This is a genomic window from Enterobacter sp. Acro-832, assembly GCF_011752745.1.
In the GTDB taxonomy this organism is placed as follows: Bacteria; Pseudomonadota; Gammaproteobacteria; order Enterobacterales; family Enterobacteriaceae; genus Enterobacter; species Enterobacter quasiroggenkampii.
Genome location: NZ_VWWX01000003.1, coordinates 153,196 through 172,841, shown reverse-complemented (window position 1 = coordinate 172,841; position 19,646 = coordinate 153,196). Strand labels below are relative to the sequence as shown.

Annotated in this window: 19 protein-coding genes, 1 other RNA gene and 1 pseudogene; 9 read left to right on the top strand and 12 right to left on the bottom strand. The window is 54.1% G+C overall.

Annotation, left to right across the window (positions count from 1 at the left end; translation table 11 throughout):
- Position 1: 1 nt before the first annotated feature.
- The 5 genes from F3J31_RS12140 (at position 2) to F3J31_RS12120 (ending at position 2,869) form a co-directional block, all read left to right on the top strand.
- Positions 2–400: a phage holin family protein gene (locus tag F3J31_RS12140; RefSeq protein ID WP_014885329.1), complete on the top strand. Its 399-nt coding sequence runs from the start codon at positions 2–4 to the stop codon at positions 398–400.
- A complete protein-coding gene (locus F3J31_RS12135; RefSeq protein ID WP_008503139.1) occupies positions 397–693 on the top strand; it encodes a YqjK-like family protein in 297 nt (98 codons plus the stop codon). Before F3J31_RS12140 ends, F3J31_RS12135 begins: the two co-directional genes overlap by 4 nt.
- A 253-nt stretch (positions 694–946) precedes the next feature.
- A complete protein-coding gene (locus F3J31_RS12130) occupies positions 947–1,339 on the top strand; it encodes a DoxX family protein (RefSeq protein WP_014885331.1) in 393 nt (130 codons plus the stop codon).
- Positions 1,340–1,410: 71 nt separating this feature from the next.
- The gene (locus tag F3J31_RS12125) at positions 1,411–2,397 is read left to right on the top strand and encodes a glutathione S-transferase family protein (RefSeq protein WP_045910067.1); all 987 of its coding nucleotides are present in this window, start codon (positions 1,411–1,413) and stop codon (positions 2,395–2,397) included.
- Positions 2,398–2,503: 106 nt separating this feature from the next.
- On the top strand, positions 2,504–2,869 hold the full coding sequence (locus F3J31_RS12120) for a DUF805 domain-containing protein (protein WP_023615581.1): 366 nt from the start codon (positions 2,504–2,506) through the stop codon (positions 2,867–2,869).
- Positions 2,870–2,908: 39 nt separating this feature from the next.
- Here F3J31_RS12120 and yhaJ read toward each other — a convergent pair whose 3' ends face one another.
- Positions 2,909–3,811, bottom strand: a complete 903-nt coding sequence (gene yhaJ, locus F3J31_RS12115; RefSeq protein ID WP_008503135.1) for a DNA-binding transcriptional regulator YhaJ — start codon at positions 3,809–3,811, stop codon at positions 2,909–2,911.
- A gap of 104 nt (positions 3,812–3,915) precedes the next feature.
- Between yhaJ and F3J31_RS12110 the strand changes: the two genes are divergently transcribed.
- Complete coding sequence (locus F3J31_RS12110; protein WP_167213314.1) at positions 3,916–4,617, top strand: pirin family protein; 702 nt, start codon at positions 3,916–3,918, stop codon at positions 4,615–4,617.
- Between the two features lie 80 nt (positions 4,618–4,697).
- Here the strand turns inward: F3J31_RS12110 and F3J31_RS12105 are convergent, their stop codons facing one another.
- Together F3J31_RS12105 and F3J31_RS12100 are read right to left on the bottom strand one after the other, a co-directional pair.
- Positions 4,698–6,002 carry a serine dehydratase subunit alpha family protein gene (locus F3J31_RS12105; protein WP_167213311.1) on the bottom strand — a complete coding sequence of 435 codons (1,305 nt, stop codon included), beginning with the start codon at positions 6,000–6,002 and terminating at the stop codon, positions 4,698–4,700.
- Between the two features lie 20 nt (positions 6,003–6,022).
- A complete protein-coding gene (locus tag F3J31_RS12100) occupies positions 6,023–7,354 on the bottom strand; it encodes an amino acid permease (protein WP_167213308.1) in 1,332 nt (443 codons plus the stop codon).
- Positions 7,355–7,702: 348 nt separating this feature from the next.
- Between F3J31_RS12100 and F3J31_RS12095 the strand changes: the two genes are divergently transcribed.
- From F3J31_RS12095 to tssD, 3 genes and pseudogenes are all read left to right on the top strand, one after another.
- Positions 7,703–8,152 carry an STM2901 family protein gene (locus F3J31_RS12095; RefSeq protein WP_167213305.1) on the top strand — a complete coding sequence of 150 codons (450 nt, stop codon included), beginning with the start codon at positions 7,703–7,705 and terminating at the stop codon, positions 8,150–8,152.
- 2 nt (positions 8,153–8,154) lie between these two features.
- A complete protein-coding gene (locus tag F3J31_RS12090; RefSeq protein WP_167213870.1) occupies positions 8,155–8,472 on the top strand; it encodes a DUF1493 family protein in 318 nt (105 codons plus the stop codon).
- A 21-nt stretch (positions 8,473–8,493) separates the two neighbouring features.
- Positions 8,494–8,979 (top strand): annotated as a pseudogene (gene tssD, locus F3J31_RS12085) (type VI secretion system tube protein TssD).
- Between the two features lie 75 nt (positions 8,980–9,054).
- Here tssD and F3J31_RS12080 read toward each other — a convergent pair.
- From F3J31_RS12080 to garL, 9 genes are all read right to left on the bottom strand, one after another.
- On the bottom strand, positions 9,055–9,465 hold the full coding sequence (locus F3J31_RS12080) for a hypothetical protein (protein ID WP_167213303.1): 411 nt from the start codon (positions 9,463–9,465) through the stop codon (positions 9,055–9,057).
- Between the two features lie 149 nt (positions 9,466–9,614).
- Entirely contained in the window at positions 9,615–11,909 is a 2,295-nt protein-coding gene (gene pflB, locus F3J31_RS12075; protein ID WP_167213300.1) for a formate C-acetyltransferase, read from the bottom strand.
- Positions 11,910–11,924: 15 nt separating this feature from the next.
- Entirely contained in the window at positions 11,925–13,133 is a 1,209-nt protein-coding gene (tdcD, locus tag F3J31_RS12070; RefSeq protein ID WP_167213868.1) for a propionate kinase, read from the bottom strand.
- A gap of 30 nt (positions 13,134–13,163) precedes the next feature.
- Positions 13,164–14,495, bottom strand: a complete 1,332-nt coding sequence (tdcC, locus tag F3J31_RS12065) for a threonine/serine transporter TdcC (protein ID WP_045415282.1) — start codon at positions 14,493–14,495, stop codon at positions 13,164–13,166.
- A 9-nt stretch (positions 14,496–14,504) separates the two neighbouring features.
- Positions 14,505–15,494: a bifunctional threonine ammonia-lyase/L-serine ammonia-lyase TdcB gene (tdcB, locus tag F3J31_RS12060; RefSeq protein WP_167213297.1), complete on the bottom strand. Its 990-nt coding sequence runs from the start codon at positions 15,492–15,494 to the stop codon at positions 14,505–14,507.
- Between the two features lie 100 nt (positions 15,495–15,594).
- A complete protein-coding gene (gene tdcA, locus F3J31_RS12055; RefSeq protein WP_045910073.1) occupies positions 15,595–16,515 on the bottom strand; it encodes a transcriptional regulator TdcA in 921 nt (306 codons plus the stop codon).
- 688 nt (positions 16,516–17,203) lie between these two features.
- Positions 17,204–17,580: RNase P RNA component class A (rnpB, locus tag F3J31_RS12050), an RNA gene on the bottom strand.
- Between the two features lie 59 nt (positions 17,581–17,639).
- Positions 17,640–18,530, bottom strand: coding sequence for a 2-hydroxy-3-oxopropionate reductase (gene garR, locus F3J31_RS12045; protein ID WP_167213293.1), 891 nt, complete (start codon positions 18,528–18,530; stop codon positions 17,640–17,642).
- 21 nt (positions 18,531–18,551) lie between these two features.
- The gene (gene garL, locus F3J31_RS12040) at positions 18,552–19,322 is read right to left on the bottom strand and encodes a 2-dehydro-3-deoxyglucarate aldolase (RefSeq protein WP_045910075.1); all 771 of its coding nucleotides are present in this window, start codon (positions 19,320–19,322) and stop codon (positions 18,552–18,554) included.
- Positions 19,323–19,646 lie beyond the last annotated feature (324 nt).

The following is a 19,646-nucleotide window of genomic DNA, read 5'->3' as shown; positions in this document are numbered from 1 at the left end:
TATGGAAGATCCTCGTCACGCACAAGGGCCTGCTAACAACGTCCTCGGCATCGGCCAGCGTATTTTAACGACGCTGGTCGGGATTGCCGAAACGCGCGTCCGGCTGGCAGTGGTCGAGCTGGAAGAGGAGAAAGCCAACCTCTTCCAGATGCTGCTGATGCTCGGACTGACCATGCTCTTCGCCGCGTTTGGTCTGATGAGCCTGATGGTGTTAATCATCTGGGCCATTGACCCGCAGTATCGTCTTAACGCGATGATTGCCACCACCGTCGTTCTGCTGGTCGCCGCGTTGATTGGCGGTATCTGGACGCTGCGTAAAGCGCGTAAATCCACGTTCCTGCGCCATACGCGTCAGGAGCTGGCTAACGATCGCGCCCTGCTGGAGGATGACAAGCCGTGAGCGGTAAAGCCGAACGTCAAAAGCGAAAAGCGTACCTGCTAAGCCAGATCCAGCAGCAACGGCTGGATCTGTCGGCGAGCCGCCGCGACTGGATTGACGCGACGCGACGGTTTGACCGGGGCTGGAACACCTTCCTGAGCCTGCGTTCATGGGCGCTGGTCGGCAGCAGCGTGATGGCTATCTGGACGGTTCGTCATCCAAATATGCTGATCCGCTGGGCGCGCCGTGGATTTGGTGCCTGGAGCGCCTGGCGTCTGGTGAAAGCCACGATTCGTCAGCAGCAGTTGCGGTAGCCTTCTCGCCGGGTGGCGGCTACGCCTTACCCGGCCTACTTGCACGCGTAGGCCGGGTAAGCGCAGCGCCTCCCGGAAAAATCCTCTCCCCCTCCCTTACTCAATATCTTTGAAGGAGATTGACAGTTTTCCTTGCTAACAATCGCCCACCGTCACGTTTATGATGCTCTCCATCGACAGCAACGACGCGGTATCTACCCGGAATTGCAGACAAATAACGTTCAGCCGCTGATGTGGTTTCCTGGAGAGTAAAATGAAAAAATTAGAAGATGTTGGTGTACTGGTAGCGCGTATTCTGATGCCAATTCTGTTCATCGTGGCAGGTTGGGGAAAAATCACCGGTTATGCAGGTACCCAGCAGTATATGGAAGCCATGGGCGTTCCGGGGTTCCTGTTGCCACTGACCATTCTTCTTGAGTTCGGCGGCGGCCTGGCAGTCCTGTTCGGCTTCCTGACCCGCACCACCGCGCTGTTTACTGCAGGCTTCACCGTGCTGACAGCGTTCATCTTCCACAGCAACTTTGCGGAAGGCGTGAACTCTCTGATGTTCATGAAAAACCTGACCATCGCGGGTGGCTTCCTGCTGCTGGCCGTTACTGGCCCGGGCGCATACAGCATCGACCGTCTTCTGAATAAGAAATGGTAAGCACGCTATACTGAATAAACACAAAGCGAGGAGACATCTCCTCGCTTTTGCTATCTGACGGAGGAGAAAAAATGGGACAACTCGTAGACGGCGTCTGGCAGGATGTCTGGTATGACACCAAATCCACCGGAGGTCGCTTTAAGCGCTCTGTTTCGGCCTTCCGTAACTGGCTGACCGCCGACGGTGCACCAGGCCCAAGCGGCGAAGGCGGCTTCGCGGCTGAGAAAGATCGTTATCATCTTTATGTTTCCCTCGCCTGCCCGTGGGCCCACCGCACGCTGATCGTGCGCAAGCTGAAAGGTCTCGAATCCTTCATTCCGGTTTCCGTCGTCAACCCGCTGATGCTGGAAAATGGCTGGACGTTTGACAGTGATTTCCCTGCGGCAACCGGCGACGAACTGTATCACCACGATTTCCTGTACCAGCTCTATCTGCGCGCCGATCCGCATTACACCGGTCGCGTGACCGTGCCGGTGCTGTGGGACAAGAAAAACCAGACGATTGTCAGCAATGAGTCTGCGGAAATCATCCGCATGTTCAATACCGCATTTGATGCCCACGGTGCCCGCGCCGGGGATTACTACCCGGTTGAACTGCGCGATAAGATTGATGAGCTGAACAGCTGGATTTACGACAACGTCAACAACGGTGTCTATAAGGCCGGTTTCGCCACCAGCCAGGAAGCGTATGACGAAGCGGTCGGGAAGGTGTTTGAATCACTGGAACGCCTGGAACAGATCCTGGGCCAGCATCGCTACCTGACGGGCGATCGCCTGACGGAAGCAGACATTCGCCTGTGGACCACGCTGGTTCGCTTTGATCCGGTCTATGTCACCCACTTTAAGTGCGATAAACACCGCATCAGCGACTACCTGAACCTGTATGGTTTCCTGCGCGACATCTACCAGATGCCGGGCATCGCGGAGACGGTCGACTTCGACCATATTCGCACCCACTATTTCCGCAGCCACAAGACCATCAACCCGACGGGCATTATCTCCATCGGCCCTTGGCAGGACCTGGATGAACCGCACGGGCGCGACGTCCGTTTTGGATAAATAGTAAGGGCATCACCAGATGCCCTTTTTTAATTCACAATCTCCATCTATCCTTACCTCGATCGCTTAGAAAACAAGTGATTGACTGACTAATGAGGCAAGGAAAATGGACTGGTATTTAAAAGTACTGCGCAACTACATTGGATTTGGTGGCCGCGCCCGCCGCAAAGAGTACTGGATGTTCGTTCTGGTGAACTTCGTCCTGATTATGGTGCTGGGCATCGTGGATAAAATTCTCGGCTGGGAGCGGGCTGGCGGTGAAGGCGTACTGACCACCATCTATGGCCTGTTAGTCCTGCTGCCATCATGGGCGGTACTGTTCCGTCGGCTGCACGATACCGATCGTTCGGCGTGGTGGTTACTGCTGCTGCTGATTCCGATCGTGGGCTGGATCGTGATTTTGATCTTCAACTGTCAGAGTGGGACGCCGGGCGAAAACCGCTTTGGTCCGGATCCTAAGATCGGCGCATAAAAAATGCCCGGTGGCGCTTCGCTTACCGGGCCTACACGCTTATTTGTTGTGGTGCGCAAACAGCTTTGGAATTTCACGCAGGCACCACGATTTGGCTTCACCCATGCTGTCGCGACGCCACGCCATAATGATATCCACTTCGCTGGTGTACTCCGGACTCACGACCCGCAGCCGCCCTTCCGCAATATCTTTTTCCACAAACGGGTACGGCATCGTCGCCACGCCCAGACCGGCCAGCAGCGCCTGCCGTTTGTCTTCCAGTGAGGTCACCGTCAGACGAGGCTGTTTATCCAGCAGCTGCACCGTCAGCACCGGACGCTCGCGCGCGGTATCCGCGACCGCCACGCCGCGATACTTCACGCGTGTGACTTCAGAGAGCGGCTCCGGCTCCTGGTGAATCGGGTGGTTGGGGGCGGCAACGTAGACGTTCATGACGCTGTAGAGCTTGCGCGAGTTGATTTCTGACGATGAGCGGAAGTGCATGTCCGGTGCAATAACGATATCCGCCCTGCCCGTCTCCAGACGTTCCCACGCCCCTGCCAGCACCTCGGTGATGATGGACAGCTGCGTATTGGCCTTCGCCGCCAGGCGATCCACCAGCGGGAACAGCGCTTCGGTCGGGACCAGCGCTTCGGTAACTAACGTCAGATGCGTTTCCCAGCCGCGCGCGAGCGCTTCGGCGTCTGTCGTCAGCTTATCCGCCGCTTCCAGCAGCACGCGGCCGCGCTCCAGCAGCATTCGGCCCACGTTGGTGAATTTTGTTCGATGACCGGAGCGGTCAAAAAGCACCACGTCCAGCTCTTCTTCCAGCTTCTGCATGGTGTAGCTCAGCGCAGACGGAACGCGCCCCAGTTCATCGGCCGCCGCCGCAAAACTGCCGCGCCGGTCAATCGCGTCCATGACGCGAAGCGCCTCAAGCGTCAATGCTCTCTCTTTAGCCATCTCGTTCTCATTCAGGAAATTTGAACATACCAGGCAGAATATCTGGCTAACAATGAAGCGTCCATACCTTTACCATTGTTTTAGTGTAAAGAGAGGTCAAGTTTATGATTACGACAAGAACAGCTAAACAGTGCGGACAAGCCGATTTCGGTTGGCTGCAGGCCCGCTACACCTTTTCCTTTGGACACTACTTTGACCCTAAACTCCTCGGTTACGCTTCACTGCGCGTGTTGAACCAGGAAGTGCTCGCCCCGGGTGCCTCCTTCCAGCCGCGTATGTACCCGAAAGTCGATATCCTGAACCTGATCCTGGAAGGCGAGGCAGAATACCGCGATAGCGAGGGCAATCATGTCCAGGCAAAGGCTGGCGAAGCGTTGTTAATTTCCACGCAGCCGGGCATCAGCTACAGCGAGCATAACCTCAGCAAAGACAAAACGCTGACGCGCATGCAGCTGTGGCTCGACGCCTGCCCTGAGCGTGAAAATCCGCTGGTACAGAAGTTAGATTTAATGGGCGATAAGCAGCAGTTGATTGCATCGCCGGATGGCAGCAAAGGGAGCCTGCAGTTGCGTCAGCAGGTGTGGCTGCATCATATCGAGCTGAAAAAAGGTGAACAGGCAAGCTTCCAGCTTCATGGTCCGCGCGCCTATCTGCAGTCCATTCACGGTACGGTGCATGCGGTGACGCACACGGAAGAGAAAGAAGCCCTCACCTGTGGCGACGGGGCGTTTATTCGTGATGAAGCGAATATCACCCTGGTGGCGGATACGCCACTGCGCGCGCTGCTGATTGATTTGCCGGTTTAAGATAAACACGCCCCATCGCTCGATCGGTTCCCTCTCCCAGTGGGAGAGGGTTAGGGTGAGGGGTAACGGGTGGGATTAAATCACGACACCTTACTCGCCATAATCTCAATAATCTGCCGGTCCGTTGCCTGCATCGAGCGGCACGCCAGCGCGCACAGGTTCGCGATCGACTGCTCCACATCGTGCGCGACAATCCCCTCGTTGCCCGTTACGCCCGACTCATCCAGCGCCATCATCACCGCTTTCCAGGCGCTACTGACGCTGGTAGAGACCTTCATGGCGCAGCTGTTTGACGCGCCGTCGCAAATCATCCCGCTGACGTCGCCGATCATACTGCCGATCGCCATCGCGATGGTCTGGTAACGGCCACCCATCAGCCACGCCATTCCCGCCGCAGCGCCCATCGCCGCCGTTGTCGCCGCACACAGTGCGGACAGGCGTGGAAGCTGATAATGGATATAGATCGCCGACAGATGCGACAGCATCAGCGCCCGCGCCAGCCGTTCGTCACCGGCCTGAAGATGCTCAGCCACAACAACGACGGGCATGGTGGCGGTGATCCCCTGATTACCGGAGCCCGAATTGCTCATCGCCGGCAGCGTTGCGCCCCCCATCCGGGCATCCGAGGCGGCACTGGTGCGAATAACAATGTCTGAACCCAGATCCTGCGCCAGCCATCCGCGCGAGCGCTGCTTATCAAGCGTTGCGCCAATATGCAGCCCCCACTTCCCACTGAGCCCTTCGCGAGAGAGCGCATCGTTCAGTTGTCCTGCTTCCAGGATGAAGCGGATGGCCTCAAATGGCACCTGCTCGACAAATCCCAGGATCTGCGACAGCGTAGCGTGCGACAGTACCGCCAGCGGGTCGTCATCCGCCTCGGTCACGGGCTTATCCAGCGTAAAGCGCGTTTCCCCCTGGCAAACCACTTCCACCACCCGGGTATGCCCGCCCGCGATGGTCACCATCGCCGAGATATCCCCGGCATAAACGCAGGCCCGGGAATAGAGGATCTCATCACAGGGCTGCTGCAGTTTTACCTGCACTTTCCCAGCCTCAAGCAGGGCTTTGGCGCGGACCAGTGCATCGGCGGTGGCATCTTTCAACACCTCCAGTCCGGCGTGCGCGTTACCGCCAATTGCGCCCAGCGCCGCCGCAATCGGTAACCCGACCATGCCGGTACCCGGCACCGTCACGCCCAGTCCGTTTTTCATCAGGTTCGGCGAGACCCACGCCTCAATCCGTGTGACCTCCCCCGGCAGAAAGTCTGCGGCAATCGCACAGGCCAGTGCCAGAGAGACGGGTTCGGTACACCCAAGGGCAGGCTTCACTTCTTCCTGCACCGCGCGAATAAATTGATTCCATAAAGGATGAGTTTGCTCAGACATCGTTACGACCTTAATTACCCTCAGGAGAATGCGAGGAAAGGGGAAACACAAAGCAGCAGTCCGGTGATGATGATTATCACCAGCGATACGCCTTTATATTTATGCAGCGCCGGTACCTTGTAGACCAGCCATGCCGGGATCAGACAGCCCACCATGCCGAAGATGGGGCTGCAAATGGAGGTGAAGCTCAACACCGGCGCGTTCAGGACTATCGCGCTCCAGGCCAGCAGAATGGCGAACAGCATAATGCCGCGCTGGACGGCGTTTTCATTGATTCTTTCTGCCGGCATTTTGCGGCGCAGGATGTTCATGACGATACCCTGCGTAGCCTCGCGGAAGCCGAGGTAGACGCCGAAGAACGCGGTCATCACGGCGAAGATATTGAGGATCACGCTGACGATTTTGACCCAGCCCGCGCCGTCGCCGCTGATAAACTGCGCAGCAATCGCCAGGGCAGAGATATTCTGCTCGTAGGCTTTGACCGCCTCATCGTGCCCCATCGCCAGAGTGAAGGAGACGGCGTAGAAGAAGACCGTCACAAAAAGGATGCCAAAGGCAATGTTCATCGCCCGCAGTGCCTTATGACGCGCCACCTCCACCGATTTTTCACGTGAACGGTACGAGATCACCATCGGGCTCAGGGTCTGAATAAAGAGAATGGAGGTTAAGGTAAAGGGCAGCGTAATGATGGCGTTTTTAATCAGCAGCCCCAGCGGCGGCAGCATGCCCACGTTGGCTAAATGCCAGAGGCCAATCATTGACAGCCCCAGCGCCGCAACGACAAACAGCTTGGTAAGCACCATCAGGCTGGACACTTTAAACAGCAGCTTTTCACCGCGTGAAGAAATCGCGACCAGAATGCAAATCAGAAATAAACCGTAGAACGGATTTTCCGAGAGCAAACCGTCGGTCACGCCGAAGGTGTGCAAATACGAGGCGCTGTCGTTGGTAATGGCCGTGGAATAGACAAACATCCAGATCACCAGCATGACGAAATAGAGCGCACCTAATAAAATGCCCCAGTTTTTGCCCAAATACCCGCTAATCACGCTCGGGTAGTCTTTACATTCCGGGGATTCCGCCAGCGTGTTAATAAACAACCGCTGGAATAAATACATGGCGGGATAACCAATAATGGAGGAGAGCAAAAATACCCACAGCCCCATTAATCCGACCTGCACGGGGAGAAAAACAATCCCCGCGCCGATAGCCATCCCAATACTCATGATGACCCAACCCGTGTCGGTGCCGTCGAATTTAATCGCCTCTCGCCACTCGCTTTCACTCATTCCCGCCCGCCTTGCCGCGGGGGAATCATTCACAATGACACTGCTGTTTGTTGCCGTATCCATGGGGCACTCGCTTATTTTGTAGGGTAAACAGTTGTTTTTATAGGGTTCCGATCGCCAGCGATTGCGATTCAGATGGCAGCAGGTGCTTGTTATTGGTGTGAGAAAATCTTAACCGGAGCGAGGGAGAAAAAAGTCACAACTTTTATGAGAGTTTTCCGCATTAAGAGTAAGAAATTCTATTAAACCATAAAAAACAGATAACATTTTCCAAAAGTGATGCAGTTCAAAAAATCATATCATCATTAAAACGAGAATATTTCAGAATTTATAAAGATGAAAGCCCTACTCTCCGCCTTTTCTTTTTTATAGGATGATATTTCAACAAACCACCGGATGATTACGGTTACTATGGACAGCGTTGAAGAACTCAATGGAACATACTTTTATAAAGGAGTATGTAACATCTCAGCATCTGAGTTATTTTTTTGGATTTTTCTGGATGCCACCGATGAACAGTTCGGCGGATTAAAGGATGTCGTAATGATGGCCACTATGGTTCTTGGTTTACCGATACTTGAAACCAGAACAAAGCCAGAAACGGCTACAATAGGCACATCTGTAGCATCTAAATACCTGCGAGATCTACTGAATGTACCGCTACCACACCGACTACCTACAATTACACTTGCAAGCTTCAGATACCGAAAACCAATGTATACAAAAAACTTAGGTGCATTCATCGGTAGATGGATACCGGCATTAGGAATAACCATACTTACTGCAGATGTTGCAATGATAAGTTACAAAACGCTCTCACGCTATAATACAATTGCTCATTCTAAAGATCGGATTTGGTGAATATGACTAGTGAAACGGATGTTTTGAAATTCTTCAGAGATATTTTACCAGAACAAGGAACATTTACTGGCAAGCGAATCCCACTTGAGATGGATGATGTTCTACAGGATTACACCGATCTGGATGATGTTGTATATGCCATTGAGAGATTTGAAAAAGAGTACCTTATCGACGTTAACACTGAAAATTATTTCCCCTGGACTCAAACCTGGTTTTTCAGGAAATGGTTTACTAAAGAACCGGTTAAGCAAATATCAAAGCCATTGACGGTAAGAATGTTTGCCGAAGCGGTTAAAGCAGGTAAATGGATACACGATTGATATTTAGAAGGAGTATTTATAATGGCCGTACCTGTTCACATTTGGTTCTATGACGATGGTGGCTCACTCATTAAAGGTTCATGTGATGTTCAGGATCGTGAAGGGAGTGTTGAAATTAGAGGTTTAACCCATAATGTGAGTATTCCAACCGATCCACTCTCCGGAAGATTAACCGGGACGAGGAAACACGCTCCTTTTCTTTTCGAGAAGGAAATTGATAGCTCATCTCCCTATCTTTATAAGGCGGTAGCGACAGGACAAAACCTTAAGAAAGTTGAGATTAGATATTACCGAATTAATGATGCAGGTCTGGAGGTAGAATATTTTAAAACTGAGCTGGACAGTGTGAAAGTTGTCTCTATCTCCCCAATTGTTAACGATACTCGTCACTGTCCTGGTACTGGCCACCTTGAATCTATTTAATTGCGCTACGAAAAAGCGACCTGGACCTATTGCGACGGGAACATTCAATTCTCAGATGCATGGAATGAACGGGCATCAGCATGAAAGTCTGTATCGTTCCTCACAGAATCTATTTAAAGCGATTCTGTGAGGTCTCATTTCTAATGAATGATTTCAGGATTACTCAGCCAGCGCGTTAGCCATATCCGTTCTAATCTGTTTGCGCTGTTCCGGCGTTAACACCTGGCTGACGTCGAAGTAATATTTCACGCGGTAATAGCGGGTCTGCTCTTCAATTTTGCTGAATGCACTAAGCTGGCTTTTCACCGTGCTTTCGTCCCATTTACCCGCCTGGAACATGTCGATCAGCGCGCCGTCCTTCACGCCCGTCATTGGGATCTTGCTGACATTTTGTTCCAGCTGCTTATGCAGATCTTCAATCTTCTTAACCTGCTCATTGCTGAGCTTCAGGTGCTGAACCAGCGGATCCTGCGATGGAGACGGAGCAGCCTCAACGTTAGCGGCCTGTGCCGTAAAACTGCACACGGCCAGCGTGGCGGCGGCCAACGCAATACGGGTCATTTTCATCATCTTACTGTCCTTACATTCTGTTATAGGGGAAAGCAGGCGTATTGTTTTTCAAGAGCGGATGAATATGTGTGAGTAATTATATAAACAATTTTGTATGTTTAGCGGGCAAAAAAATGCCCCCCGCGTTGAGGGGGCATGAGAACTCACATTTAGATAGATTGGGTAAACGTTCGCGAAATCACATCCTGCTGCTGCTCGCGCGTCAGGGCATTAAACCGCACCGCATAGCCCGAGACGCGGATGGTCAGGTTCGGGTAGTTCTCGGGATGCGCAATGGCATCGAGGAGCATCTCCCGGTTCATCACGTTAACGTTCAGGTGCTGCCCGCCCTCAATAGACGCTTCGTGATGGAAGTACCCGTCCAGCAGCCCTACCAGGTTGGTTTTGCGCACCAGCTCATCTTTGCCCAGCGCCTGCGGCACGATGGAGAAGGTGTAGGAGATGCCATCTTTGGCATAGGTGAACGGCAGCTTGGCGACCGACGTTAACGAGGCCACCGCCCCTTTTCTGTCGCGCCCGTGCATTGGGTTCGCGCCTGGGGCAAACGGCGTGCCGCCGCGTCGTCCGTCCGGCGTGTTCCCTGTCTTCTGCCCGTAAACCACGTTGGAGGTGATGGTCAGGATCGACTGAGTCGGTACCGCGTTGCGGTAGGTTGGCAGCGCCTGAATTTTCTTCATAAAGCGCTCCACCAGATCGCAGGCGATGCTGTCCACGCGATCGTCGTTGTTGCCGTACTGCGGATAGTCCCCTTCTATCACGAAATCGACCGCCAGACCGGTATGGTCGCGCACCGGTTTCACCGTGGCGTATTTAATGGCCGACAGGGAGTCCGCCGCTACCGACAGCCCGGCAATGCCGCAGGCCATGGTGCGGTAAACGTCCCGGTCGTGTAGCGCCATCAGCGAGGCTTCGTAGCTGTACTTATCATGCATGTAGTGAATGAGATTCAGCGCGCTGATGTACTGCACCGCCAGCCAGTCCATAAAGTGATCGAGGCTCGCCATCACGGTGTCGTAATCCAGCACGTCGTCCAGCAGCGGCTCGGTTTTCGGGCCGACCTGGATCTTCAGTTTCTCGTCCACCCCACCGTTGATCGCGTACAGCAGCGTTTTGGCGAGGTTGGCGCGCGCGCCAAAGAACTGCATCTGCTTGCCGATCACCATCGGGCTAACGCAGCAGGCAATCGCGTAGTCGTCGCTGTTGAAGTCGGCACGCATCAGGTCGTCGTTTTCATACTGCAGCGACGAAGTAACGATCGACACCTGCGCGGCGTATTTCTTGAACGCGATCGGCAGCTGTTCTGACCAGAGGATCGTCAGGTTCGGCTCCGGCGCGGGTCCCATGGTGTGCAGCGTGTGCAGATAGCGGAAGCTGTTTTTGGTCACCAGCGTGCGGCCGTCCAGCCCCATGCCGCCGATCACTTCCGTGGCCCAGATCGGATCGCCGGAGAAGAGCGTGTCGAATTCCGGCGTGCGCAGGAAACGCACCATGCGGATCTTCATGATGAAGTGGTCGATCAACTCCTGGGCCTGCACCTCATTCAGGCGTCCCGCCTGCATGTCGCGTTCGATGTAGATATCGAGGAACGAGGCCGTGCGCCCCAGCGACATGGCTCCGCCGTTCTGGGATTTCACCGCTGCCAGGTAGGCAAAATAGAGCCACTGCACCGCTTCCTGGGCATTCATCGCCGGGCGTGAGATATCAAAGCCATAGTTCGCCGCCATCTGCTGGATCTGCAGCAGCGCGCGCTTGTGCTCCGCAAGCTCTTCGCGCAGGCGGATCGTCGCCTCCAGATCTTCGCCGCGCTCCAGCCTGCCCTGCAGATCGGCGAACTGAAGTTCACGCTCGCGTACCAGATAAGCGATCCCGTACAGCGCCACGCGGCGATAGTCGCCGATGATGCGCCCGCGCCCGTAGCCGTCTGGCAACCCGGTCAGCACGCCGGATTTGCGGCAGCGCATCATCTCCGGCGAATAGACGTCAAACACCCCCTGGTTGTGGGTTTTGCGCAGCTCGGTAAAGAGATATTCAAACTGCGGATCCATCTCCCGCCCGTAGGCCTCAAACGAGCTGCGGATCATGTTGATCCCGCCGTACGGATGCAGGGCGCGCTTGAGCGGCTTGTCGGTTTGCAGGCCGACGATCGTCTCCAGATCCTGATCGATGTAGCCCGGCCCGTGGGCCGTAATGGTGGTGGCAATGTTGGTGTCAAAATCCACCGGGGCGTGGGTGGCATTCTCCTGACGAATACCGACCATCACCTTCTGCCACAGCGCCGTCGTTGCTGGCGTCGCCTGCGCGAGGAAAGCTTCATCGCCGTCGTAAGGGGTGTAGTTATGCTGAATAAAATCGCGCACGTTGACGGCGTTTTTCCATTCTTCACCGCGAAACCCGGCCCATGCGTCGCTGTAGGGGGCGACGCCCGTATCGATTGTTACGTTCATGTGATTCTCGCTTTATCAGGCGTAAGCCGCAGCCGGGGTAACCTTCCCAAGACGGAGGGCGTCCAGCGCGATCATTTTTTCTTCGTTGGTAGGGATCACCGCGCAGGCCACGCGGGACGAATCGGTGCTGATGACGCGCTCACCCGCGCTGCCCGGCAGGGAGTTTTTGGCGTCGTCGAGGATGACGCCAAACACCTTCAGGCGTTCAGCCACCAGGGCGCGAATCAGCGTTGAGTTTTCGCCGATGCCGCCGGTAAAGACCACCGCATCCAGGCGGTGCAGCGACGCCGCGTGCCCGGCAATGTGTCGCGCAATGCGGTGAACGAAGGTCTGGATCGCAAGCACAGCCCGCTCGTTGCCTTCATGCCAGGCTTTCTCCAGCGCCCGCAGGTCTGAAGAGATGCCGGAGATCCCCAGCAACCCGGACTCTTTGTTGACCACGCGCTCCAGATCCTCAAACGACTGACCGGTCTGCTGAGCAATCCACGCCATCGCGCCAAAATCCACGTCGCCGCAGCGCGTACCCATCATCAGTCCTTCCAGGGGGGTCATCCCCATGGAAGTATCCACGCTTTGGCCGTTGCGCACCGCGCAGATGGACGCCCCGTTGCCGAGATGGGCGATCACCAGGCCGCTGTCATCGGGGGACAGCCCGAGAAGCGAATGTGCCTGCGCGGCCACATAGCGGTGAGAGGTGCCGTGGAAGCCGTAGCGGCGCACGCCCAGGGCTTCAAAATAGCGGTACGGCAAACCGTACAGATACGCCTGCGGCGGCAGCGTCTGGTGGAAGCTGGTATCAAATACCGCGACCTGCTGCACGCCCGGGAACAGACGCTCTGCGGCTTCCACGCCGCTCAGGTTGGCGTAGTTGTGCAGCGGCGCCAGCGGAGAGACCTGGCGGATCTGCTCAATCACCTCTTCCGTAATCAGGGTCGACTCGCTGAAGAGGTCGCCACCGTGCGCAATGCGGTGGCCAATTAAGGCCACGCTGCTCATCAGGTCACGCTTCTCCAGCTCCAGGGCGATGGCAGCCAGCGCCCCTTCGTAGTCCTGGTGAGCCAGTCTGGCTGGCTCACCCCCGTTCACGGAAATAAAGGCCTTTTCAGTGTTGATGCCGTCAGCAATGCCCGTCATCAGGGCGTCGCAACTGCTGGCGTCGAGCACCGAAAACTTAACAGAGGACGAACCGCAGTTAATTACCAGTACAACCGGAAACTCAATCATCATGTGACTCCGCTCTTCCTGAGCAATGGTTTAGAACAGTTTGTAAACGATATTCAGAATGGTCAGCAGGCCCACAACCGTGACGAAGATGTTCTCGGGTTTGCCCTTATATTTCGCCATGGCTGGCGCTTTGCGGATGGCGTACATCGGCAGCAGGCACAGCAGAGAGGCGATAATTGGCGCGCCCATGGCTTCGATAAGGTCGAGAATATTCGGGTTGGCGTACGCCACAATCCAGGTGGAGCCCATGATGAACACCATGCTGATGGTGTTCAGTTTGCCGACAGAGACCTTCTTCTTATCGCCTTTGTAGCCGAACTTGAGGATCAGGCCATTCAGCCCTTCCAGCGTGCCCAGGTAGTGGCCAAAGAAGGATTTGAAAATAGCGACTAAAGCAATAATGGAAGCGCCGTATTCCAGTACCGTCGCAAACGTCGATTTGGTACCGGACATCGAGGCAAAGTGGTTCGCCAGGTAAGAAAGCACCGGGATGTTCTGCGCTTTGGCATCCGCCATGTTCTGCGGAGAGAGCGTAAACAGGCAGCTAAAGGCGAAGAACATCACCACGGCGACCATCAGCATGCTGGCGCGACCGATGATTTTGGAACATTTCTGCTCGGTGAATTCTTTACCGAACTCCGGCTCGTACTCTTCGCGCTTGGAAACCACAAACGAGGAGACGATAGGCGAGAAGTTGAAGGAGAAGACCATGATGGAGATCCCCAGCCACACCGTGACCAGGATGCCGTCATGGCCGGTGAAGGCGATATCGCTCAGGTTGACCTGGTCGATCACCGCGGAGTTCCAGTAAGGGATCAGCGACAGCGAAATCAGCACCAAACTGGCAATAAACGGGAATACAAGGAAGCTCATCACCTTCACCATCAGGTCCTTACCGAACCAGATAACAAAAGCCATCAGTAGCAGCAGGAACAGCGCCACCACGCCGCGGTTCAGCGCAGGCAGCTGGAGCTGGTTTTCCCAGAAGGTCATGAAGGTGTTAGTAATGGTGACGCCGTAAATCCACAGCAGCGGGCAAATGGCAAAGAAGTAGAGGAACGTGATAACCACCCCGCCGGTTTTACCGAAATGCTCTTCCACCGTTTCGGTAATGTTGCCGGAGACGTTGCTGCCGGACAGGCAGAGGCGCGCCAGCGCGCGGTGGCAGTAAAACGCAATCGGGAACGCGAGAACCAGCATCAGCAGGATAGGGATTAATCCGCCAAAGCCTGCGCGAATGGGGAAGAACAGCACGCCTGCGCCAATGGCGGTACCAAACAGGCCAAGCGTCCAGGTGGTATCAGACTTACGCCAGGAGGACGTTTTTGTCTGGCCAACGATAATGCTTTCTGTGTTGCTCATAGGTCACCTTTATGCGTCAACGAAGCCGGTAATTTGGGAAACACGGGAGAGATCGATATTGCCGCCGGAAATAATGCAGACGGTTTTGCGGCCCTGAATATAGTGATCCAGTTTGCCGCTTAATAACGCCGCGCAGGCCAGTGCGCCAGCGCCTTCCGTCACCACTTTATTTCGCTGAATAAGGGCAATCATGCTGTTGCGAATATCGTCTTCGCTCACCAGCACAATGTCATCGACCAGTTCACGAACGATTTCGAAGGTTAATTTGCCCGGGCGAGAGACGTCGCAGCCGTCGGCTAACGTGCCGGTGACGCGATGGTTGGTTATTTCTCCTGCCTGCCAGGAGGCTGCCATTCCGTGCACGTTTTCAGACTGTACGCCGATAATATTAATGGTCGGGTTGATGGATTTAATCGCCGTTGCAATACCGGCAATTAAACCGCCGCCGCCGATAGGGACAATCACGTTATCCACGTCATATAAATCTTCGAGAATTTCCAGGCCGATGGTGCCCTGCCCGGCAATCACTTTGGCGTCATCGTAAGGCGGGATAAAAATGCGCCCTTCCATCTCGACGATTTCGCTGACTTTGGCGATGGTGTCGTTAAAGTTCTCACCGTGCAGCACCACTTCCGCCGAGTAGTCGCGCGTCGCGGCCACCTTGGATTTTGGTGCGCCGATTGGCATCACCACTTTGCCATCGATGCCGAGCATGGCGCAGGAAAGGGAAACCCCCTGCGCGTGGTTTCCCGCTGAGCAGGCGACCACGCCTTTGCGTTTTTCAGCATCGGTCAGCGAGCTTAATTTATTAAACGCGCCACGAATTTTGAACGAGCCGGTACGCTGCATGTTCTCAAACTTCAGGAATATTTCGCCCTTACAACGTTCGCTGAGATAATTCGAGCGTGGCATACCGGTTTTATATATCTTGCCTGCCAGGCGTTTTCTGGCATCCTGAATATCTTCAATGGTTACAGGGAGATCGTAAGTAATATGCATAATATCCTCGTTATAATAATTCATTCTTTTCAGGCAAAGTCAGGGTGTCAGAGCGTTAATGCGTTAAGCTCTGGGTATTTTTAAAATAGAAACTTATTATTTATCGTCGTCTTTCGACATTCATCGACGAATATTGTTTTGCCAGCTCAACTAATACGGACGCCGATTTTTTAATTCTGTAATTTTTAGACCACACGGCGGCATAACGCGCCACGGGTAATTCATCTTCCACAGGCAGCACAATAAATTGATCCGAACCGAATGGGGCGATCATGTCGCGGGGAATCACCGTCAGATAATCGGCATTCAGGACAAGGTTATAAATGGTGACGACCGAATCGGTCTGGACGATGTTTTCGATGCTGATGTGGTTGTCTTGCAGAGTAGTCAGGAGTTCTTTGTAGTAGCCCATATCGGTTTGCGGCATCACCCATTGCTCATGCGTGAGCGATGCCAGTGTCGTCGGGCCGGTACACGTTCGCGTTTTGCTGGCAACCAGCACAAACTCGGACTCAAACAGCGGTTCGACGTGCAGATCCTGCAGCAGCATTTCGTCGCTCAGCGTACCGATGGCAAAATCCAGACGACCGTCGCGAATGGCCGGGAGGAAAGAGGAGAGCTGGGCTTCATACATTGAGACGCGCGCTTTCGGGAACACTTCCTTAAATTTTTTGATCATCCCGGACAGGAAGGTAAAGCCGATCAGTGACGGGTAGCCAAAGGAGACATCCATAACGGTACTGAAGCTCAGGCTGTTGATTTCGCTCACCATGTTTTTCATTTCGCGGGTGATCGACTCTGAGTACGAGAGCAGAACCTGGCCCGCGGCGGTCAGTTTCACGCCGGTGTTTTTGCGCACCATCACTTCCACGCCGAAGTAGGACTCAATATCGCTGATAATTTTGCTGACGGCGGGTTGCGTCAGGCCCAGCTGCCTTGCTGCAGAACCTATGGAGCCACTTTTAATGACTTCCTGAAATACCACGAGGTGCTGTGTTTTCGGTAGAATAATAGTGTTCATAATATTCTGCGCTTATTTCCCTATGACGGGGTGAATTCTACTCAATAATGTTTAAAGGGGTATGTGCTGTTACTCACAATTTGCTTTTCAGCCCTTTTAACCCACCTCTCAAAAACCCATTAAAAATCTTATAAATCAACAAAATAGAAACATAAAAATACGCTATAACGCTGATATTGATCAACAAAAATAGCGGTAATAAATTTATTTTATGGCGATAACCCGGATTAATTCCACCGTTCTTAAAAAATCAATAAAGACGATATTTCAGGCAATTAAAGACCAATAAATAACCGTTATTTGTTTGAAACATTCTTTCAATTTATCAATTTTTTACGGCGTGAATTTTCAGACTTCAGAAAAAGAGTGGAATACGTCACACATTCATGGGAGAAATGTATTTGATTTCAATATGTGCATATCAAACGAGAAAAGATTTGCGATCATTAAGCTAACAATAATAACAAATTATCAATACTACAGATCGTCGGTTTTTTGGATTTAAATTTTGTGATGTCGATCGTATGCAGATGCCGGGTTGGAATTGATAAGGGAAAAACAGTGAAATGTGCTTAATGTCGCAAATATGAGAATTGATGTCGTTTGTGTGGTTGCCGGGTGGCGCTGCGCTTACCCGGCCTACAACACTCAGAAAGCAAAAACCCCGCCGAAGCGGGGTTCTCTAAGAAGTTGAAGCTGACCGATAAGCCGGGTTCTGTCGTGGACAGTCATTCATCTAGGCCAGCAATCGCTCACTGGCTCAAGCAGCCTACCCGGGTTCAGTACGGGCCGTACCATGTGAACCCCTATTTGGCCTTGCTCCGGGTGGAGTTTACCGTGCCACGGACTGTTACCAGCCGCGCGGTGCGCTCTTACCGCACCCTTTCACCCTTACCTGATCCCACTTGCGCGGGCCATCGGCGGTTTGCTCTCTGTTGCACTGGTCGTGGGTTTCCCCCCCAGGCGTTACCTGGCACCCTGCCCTATGGAGCCCGGACTTTCCTCCCCTCCGCCCGTCTCCCCCGAAAGGGACGACGACGAAGCGGCGACTGTCTGGTCAGCTTCGGCGCGCAGTATAGAGGGTTTGCGCGCCGCTGTCACCCTCAGGTATGGGCAAGGCGTGATTAACGCGCCACTTCCACCTTCGCCAGTTTTTCGTAGTAGCATGCAATTGCACTGTGATCGGCCGTGCCCAGGCCATCGGCACGCAGCGCCTGCATCATCTCCATGACCGCCGCGGTCAACGGCAGCTGCGCGCCCACGCCGTGTGACGTATCCAGCGCGTTGGCCAGATCTTTGATATGCAGGTCGATGCGGAAACCGGGTTTGAAATTACGATCCATGACCATGGGCGCTTTGGCCTCCAGCACGGTACTGCCCGCCAGACCACCGCGAATGGCCTGATAGACCAGGTCCGGATTGACGCCCGCTTTGGTTGCCAGCGTCAGCGCTTCGGACATGGCGGCAATGTTCAGCGCCACAATCACCTGGTTTGCCAGCTTGGTCACGTTACCCGCCCCGATATCCCCGGTATGCACCACGGAGCCCGCCATCGCTTTCATCAGGTCGTAGTATCTATCGAAAACGGCTTTATCACCGCCGACCATCACCGACAGCGTGCCGTCTATCGCTTTCGGCTCACCGCCGCTGACCGGCGCGTCCAGCATATCGACGCCCTTTGCTTTTAGCGCCTCACTGATTTCACGGCTTGCAAGCGGTGCGATAGAGCTCATATCGATCAGCACCAGGCCAGGCTTCGCGCCGTCAATAATGCCGTTTTCACCCAGCGCAACCTCTTTAACATGCGGGGAGTTTGGCAGCATGGTGATGATGACATCGCACTGCTCGGCAATCGCTTTCGCGGTGGTGGCCATTTCTGCTCCCGCCGCCATCACCTCAGCCACGGCCTGTGGATTATGATCGGATACCACCAGTGAGTAACCCGCTTTGATGAGGTTCTTACTCATTGGTTTACCCATGATCCCCAGGCCAATAAAGCCCACTTTCAGCGTCATAATCTGTTTCCTCAATGATGGTTATTTTTTAAAAGCGTCCGCTAATTTCTGCGTAGCCGAGCGGAAAACGCCGAGGTCGCTGCCGACGGCAACAAACGTGGCTCCCCACTCCAGATAGCGGCGTGCGTCAGCCTCAACCGGCGCCAGAATGCCGCACGGTTTACCGTGTACTTTGGCGCGGGCAAAGATGTGCTGGATCGCGCGCTGCACGTCAGGGTGGCTGGCGTTGCCCAGATGGCCAAAGGCAGCAGCCAGATCGCTTGGACCGACGAAGATACCGTCCACGCCGTTTGTGGCGGCAATCGCGTCGACGTTATCAACGCCCTGCTGGCTCTCGATCTGAACCAGAATGGTGATGTTGCTGTTGGACTGCGCGAAATAGTCCGGGACGGTGCCAAACATATTGGCGCGGTGTGAAACGGAGACGCCGCGGATCCCTTCCGGGGGGTAGCGCGTTGACGCAACGGCCAGCGCCGCTTGCTCTTCCGTCTCCACAAACGGGATCAGGAAGTTGTAGAAGCCGATATCCAGCAGACGCTTGATAATCACTGGTTCGTTGGTGGGGACACGCACCACCGGAGCGCTGTGGCTGCCTTTAAGCGCCATCAGCTGCGGAATAAAGGTGCTGATATCGTTCGGCGCATGCTCGCCGTCCAGCACCAGCCAGTCGAAACCGGCCAGGCCCAGCACTTCGGTGCTGATGGGATTTGCCAGCGCGGACCAGCAGCCAATCTGAATCTGGTGCGCCGCGAGAGCCGCTTTAAATTTATTCGGGAAGATCGCGTTATTCATCGTATTTACCTTTTTTATTCAGCAGCCTTTTTCAGCATCATTTTATTTATTCAGACACCGCACCAGCATGATATTTATTATTTTGCCGTATTCTGGCGTGATAAAAACGTCATTCAGTATAAGACGCTATCCGCGACCGCACATTGTTTTAATGCTCAGGTATTACGGTATATTTTGATAAAAATTTTTGCATATGCACAAAGCACTGGGCGCTAATGCACAGAATCAAGGATTACGGGTTCTGAAGCGATCGGGATCACATTTTGCTATTCATTCTGCTGACATGCTTTATTTCTGAAAGCCGCGTATTTATTTCTACCATTA

Coding starts and splice junctions, on each gene's coding strand:
- F3J31_RS12095 (WP_167213305.1), top strand. CDS start 7,703: ATGGACAGCGTTGAAGAACTCAATGGAACATACTTTTATAAAGGAGTA.
- F3J31_RS12130 (WP_014885331.1), top strand. CDS start 947: ATGAAAAAATTAGAAGATGTTGGTGTACTGGTAGCGCGTATTCTGATG.
- yhaJ (WP_008503135.1), bottom strand. CDS start 3,811: ATGGCTAAAGAGAGAGCATTGACGCTTGAGGCGCTTCGCGTCATGGAC.
- F3J31_RS12090 (WP_167213870.1), top strand. CDS start 8,155: ATGACTAGTGAAACGGATGTTTTGAAATTCTTCAGAGATATTTTACCA.
- F3J31_RS12125 (WP_045910067.1), top strand. CDS start 1,411: ATGGGACAACTCGTAGACGGCGTCTGGCAGGATGTCTGGTATGACACC.
- F3J31_RS12100 (WP_167213308.1), bottom strand. CDS start 7,354: ATGGATACGGCAACAAACAGCAGTGTCATTGTGAATGATTCCCCCGCG.
- F3J31_RS12080 (WP_167213303.1), bottom strand. CDS start 9,465: ATGATGAAAATGACCCGTATTGCGTTGGCCGCCGCCACGCTGGCCGTG.
- tdcD (WP_167213868.1), bottom strand. CDS start 13,133: ATGATTGAGTTTCCGGTTGTACTGGTAATTAACTGCGGTTCGTCCTCT.
- F3J31_RS12110 (WP_167213314.1), top strand. CDS start 3,916: ATGATTACGACAAGAACAGCTAAACAGTGCGGACAAGCCGATTTCGGT.
- F3J31_RS12105 (WP_167213311.1), bottom strand. CDS start 6,002: ATGTCTGAGCAAACTCATCCTTTATGGAATCAATTTATTCGCGCGGTG.
- garR (WP_167213293.1), bottom strand. CDS start 18,530: ATGACGCTGAAAGTGGGCTTTATTGGCCTGGGGATCATGGGTAAACCA.
- tdcC (WP_045415282.1), bottom strand. CDS start 14,495: ATGAGCAACACAGAAAGCATTATCGTTGGCCAGACAAAAACGTCCTCC.
- F3J31_RS12140 (WP_014885329.1), top strand. CDS start 2: ATGGAAGATCCTCGTCACGCACAAGGGCCTGCTAACAACGTCCTCGGC.
- tdcB (WP_167213297.1), bottom strand. CDS start 15,494: ATGCATATTACTTACGATCTCCCTGTAACCATTGAAGATATTCAGGAT.
- F3J31_RS12120 (WP_023615581.1), top strand. CDS start 2,504: ATGGACTGGTATTTAAAAGTACTGCGCAACTACATTGGATTTGGTGGC.
- pflB (WP_167213300.1), bottom strand. CDS start 11,909: ATGAACGTAACAATCGATACGGGCGTCGCCCCCTACAGCGACGCATGG.
- tdcA (WP_045910073.1), bottom strand. CDS start 16,515: ATGAACACTATTATTCTACCGAAAACACAGCACCTCGTGGTATTTCAG.
- garL (WP_045910075.1), bottom strand. CDS start 19,322: ATGAATAACGCGATCTTCCCGAATAAATTTAAAGCGGCTCTCGCGGCG.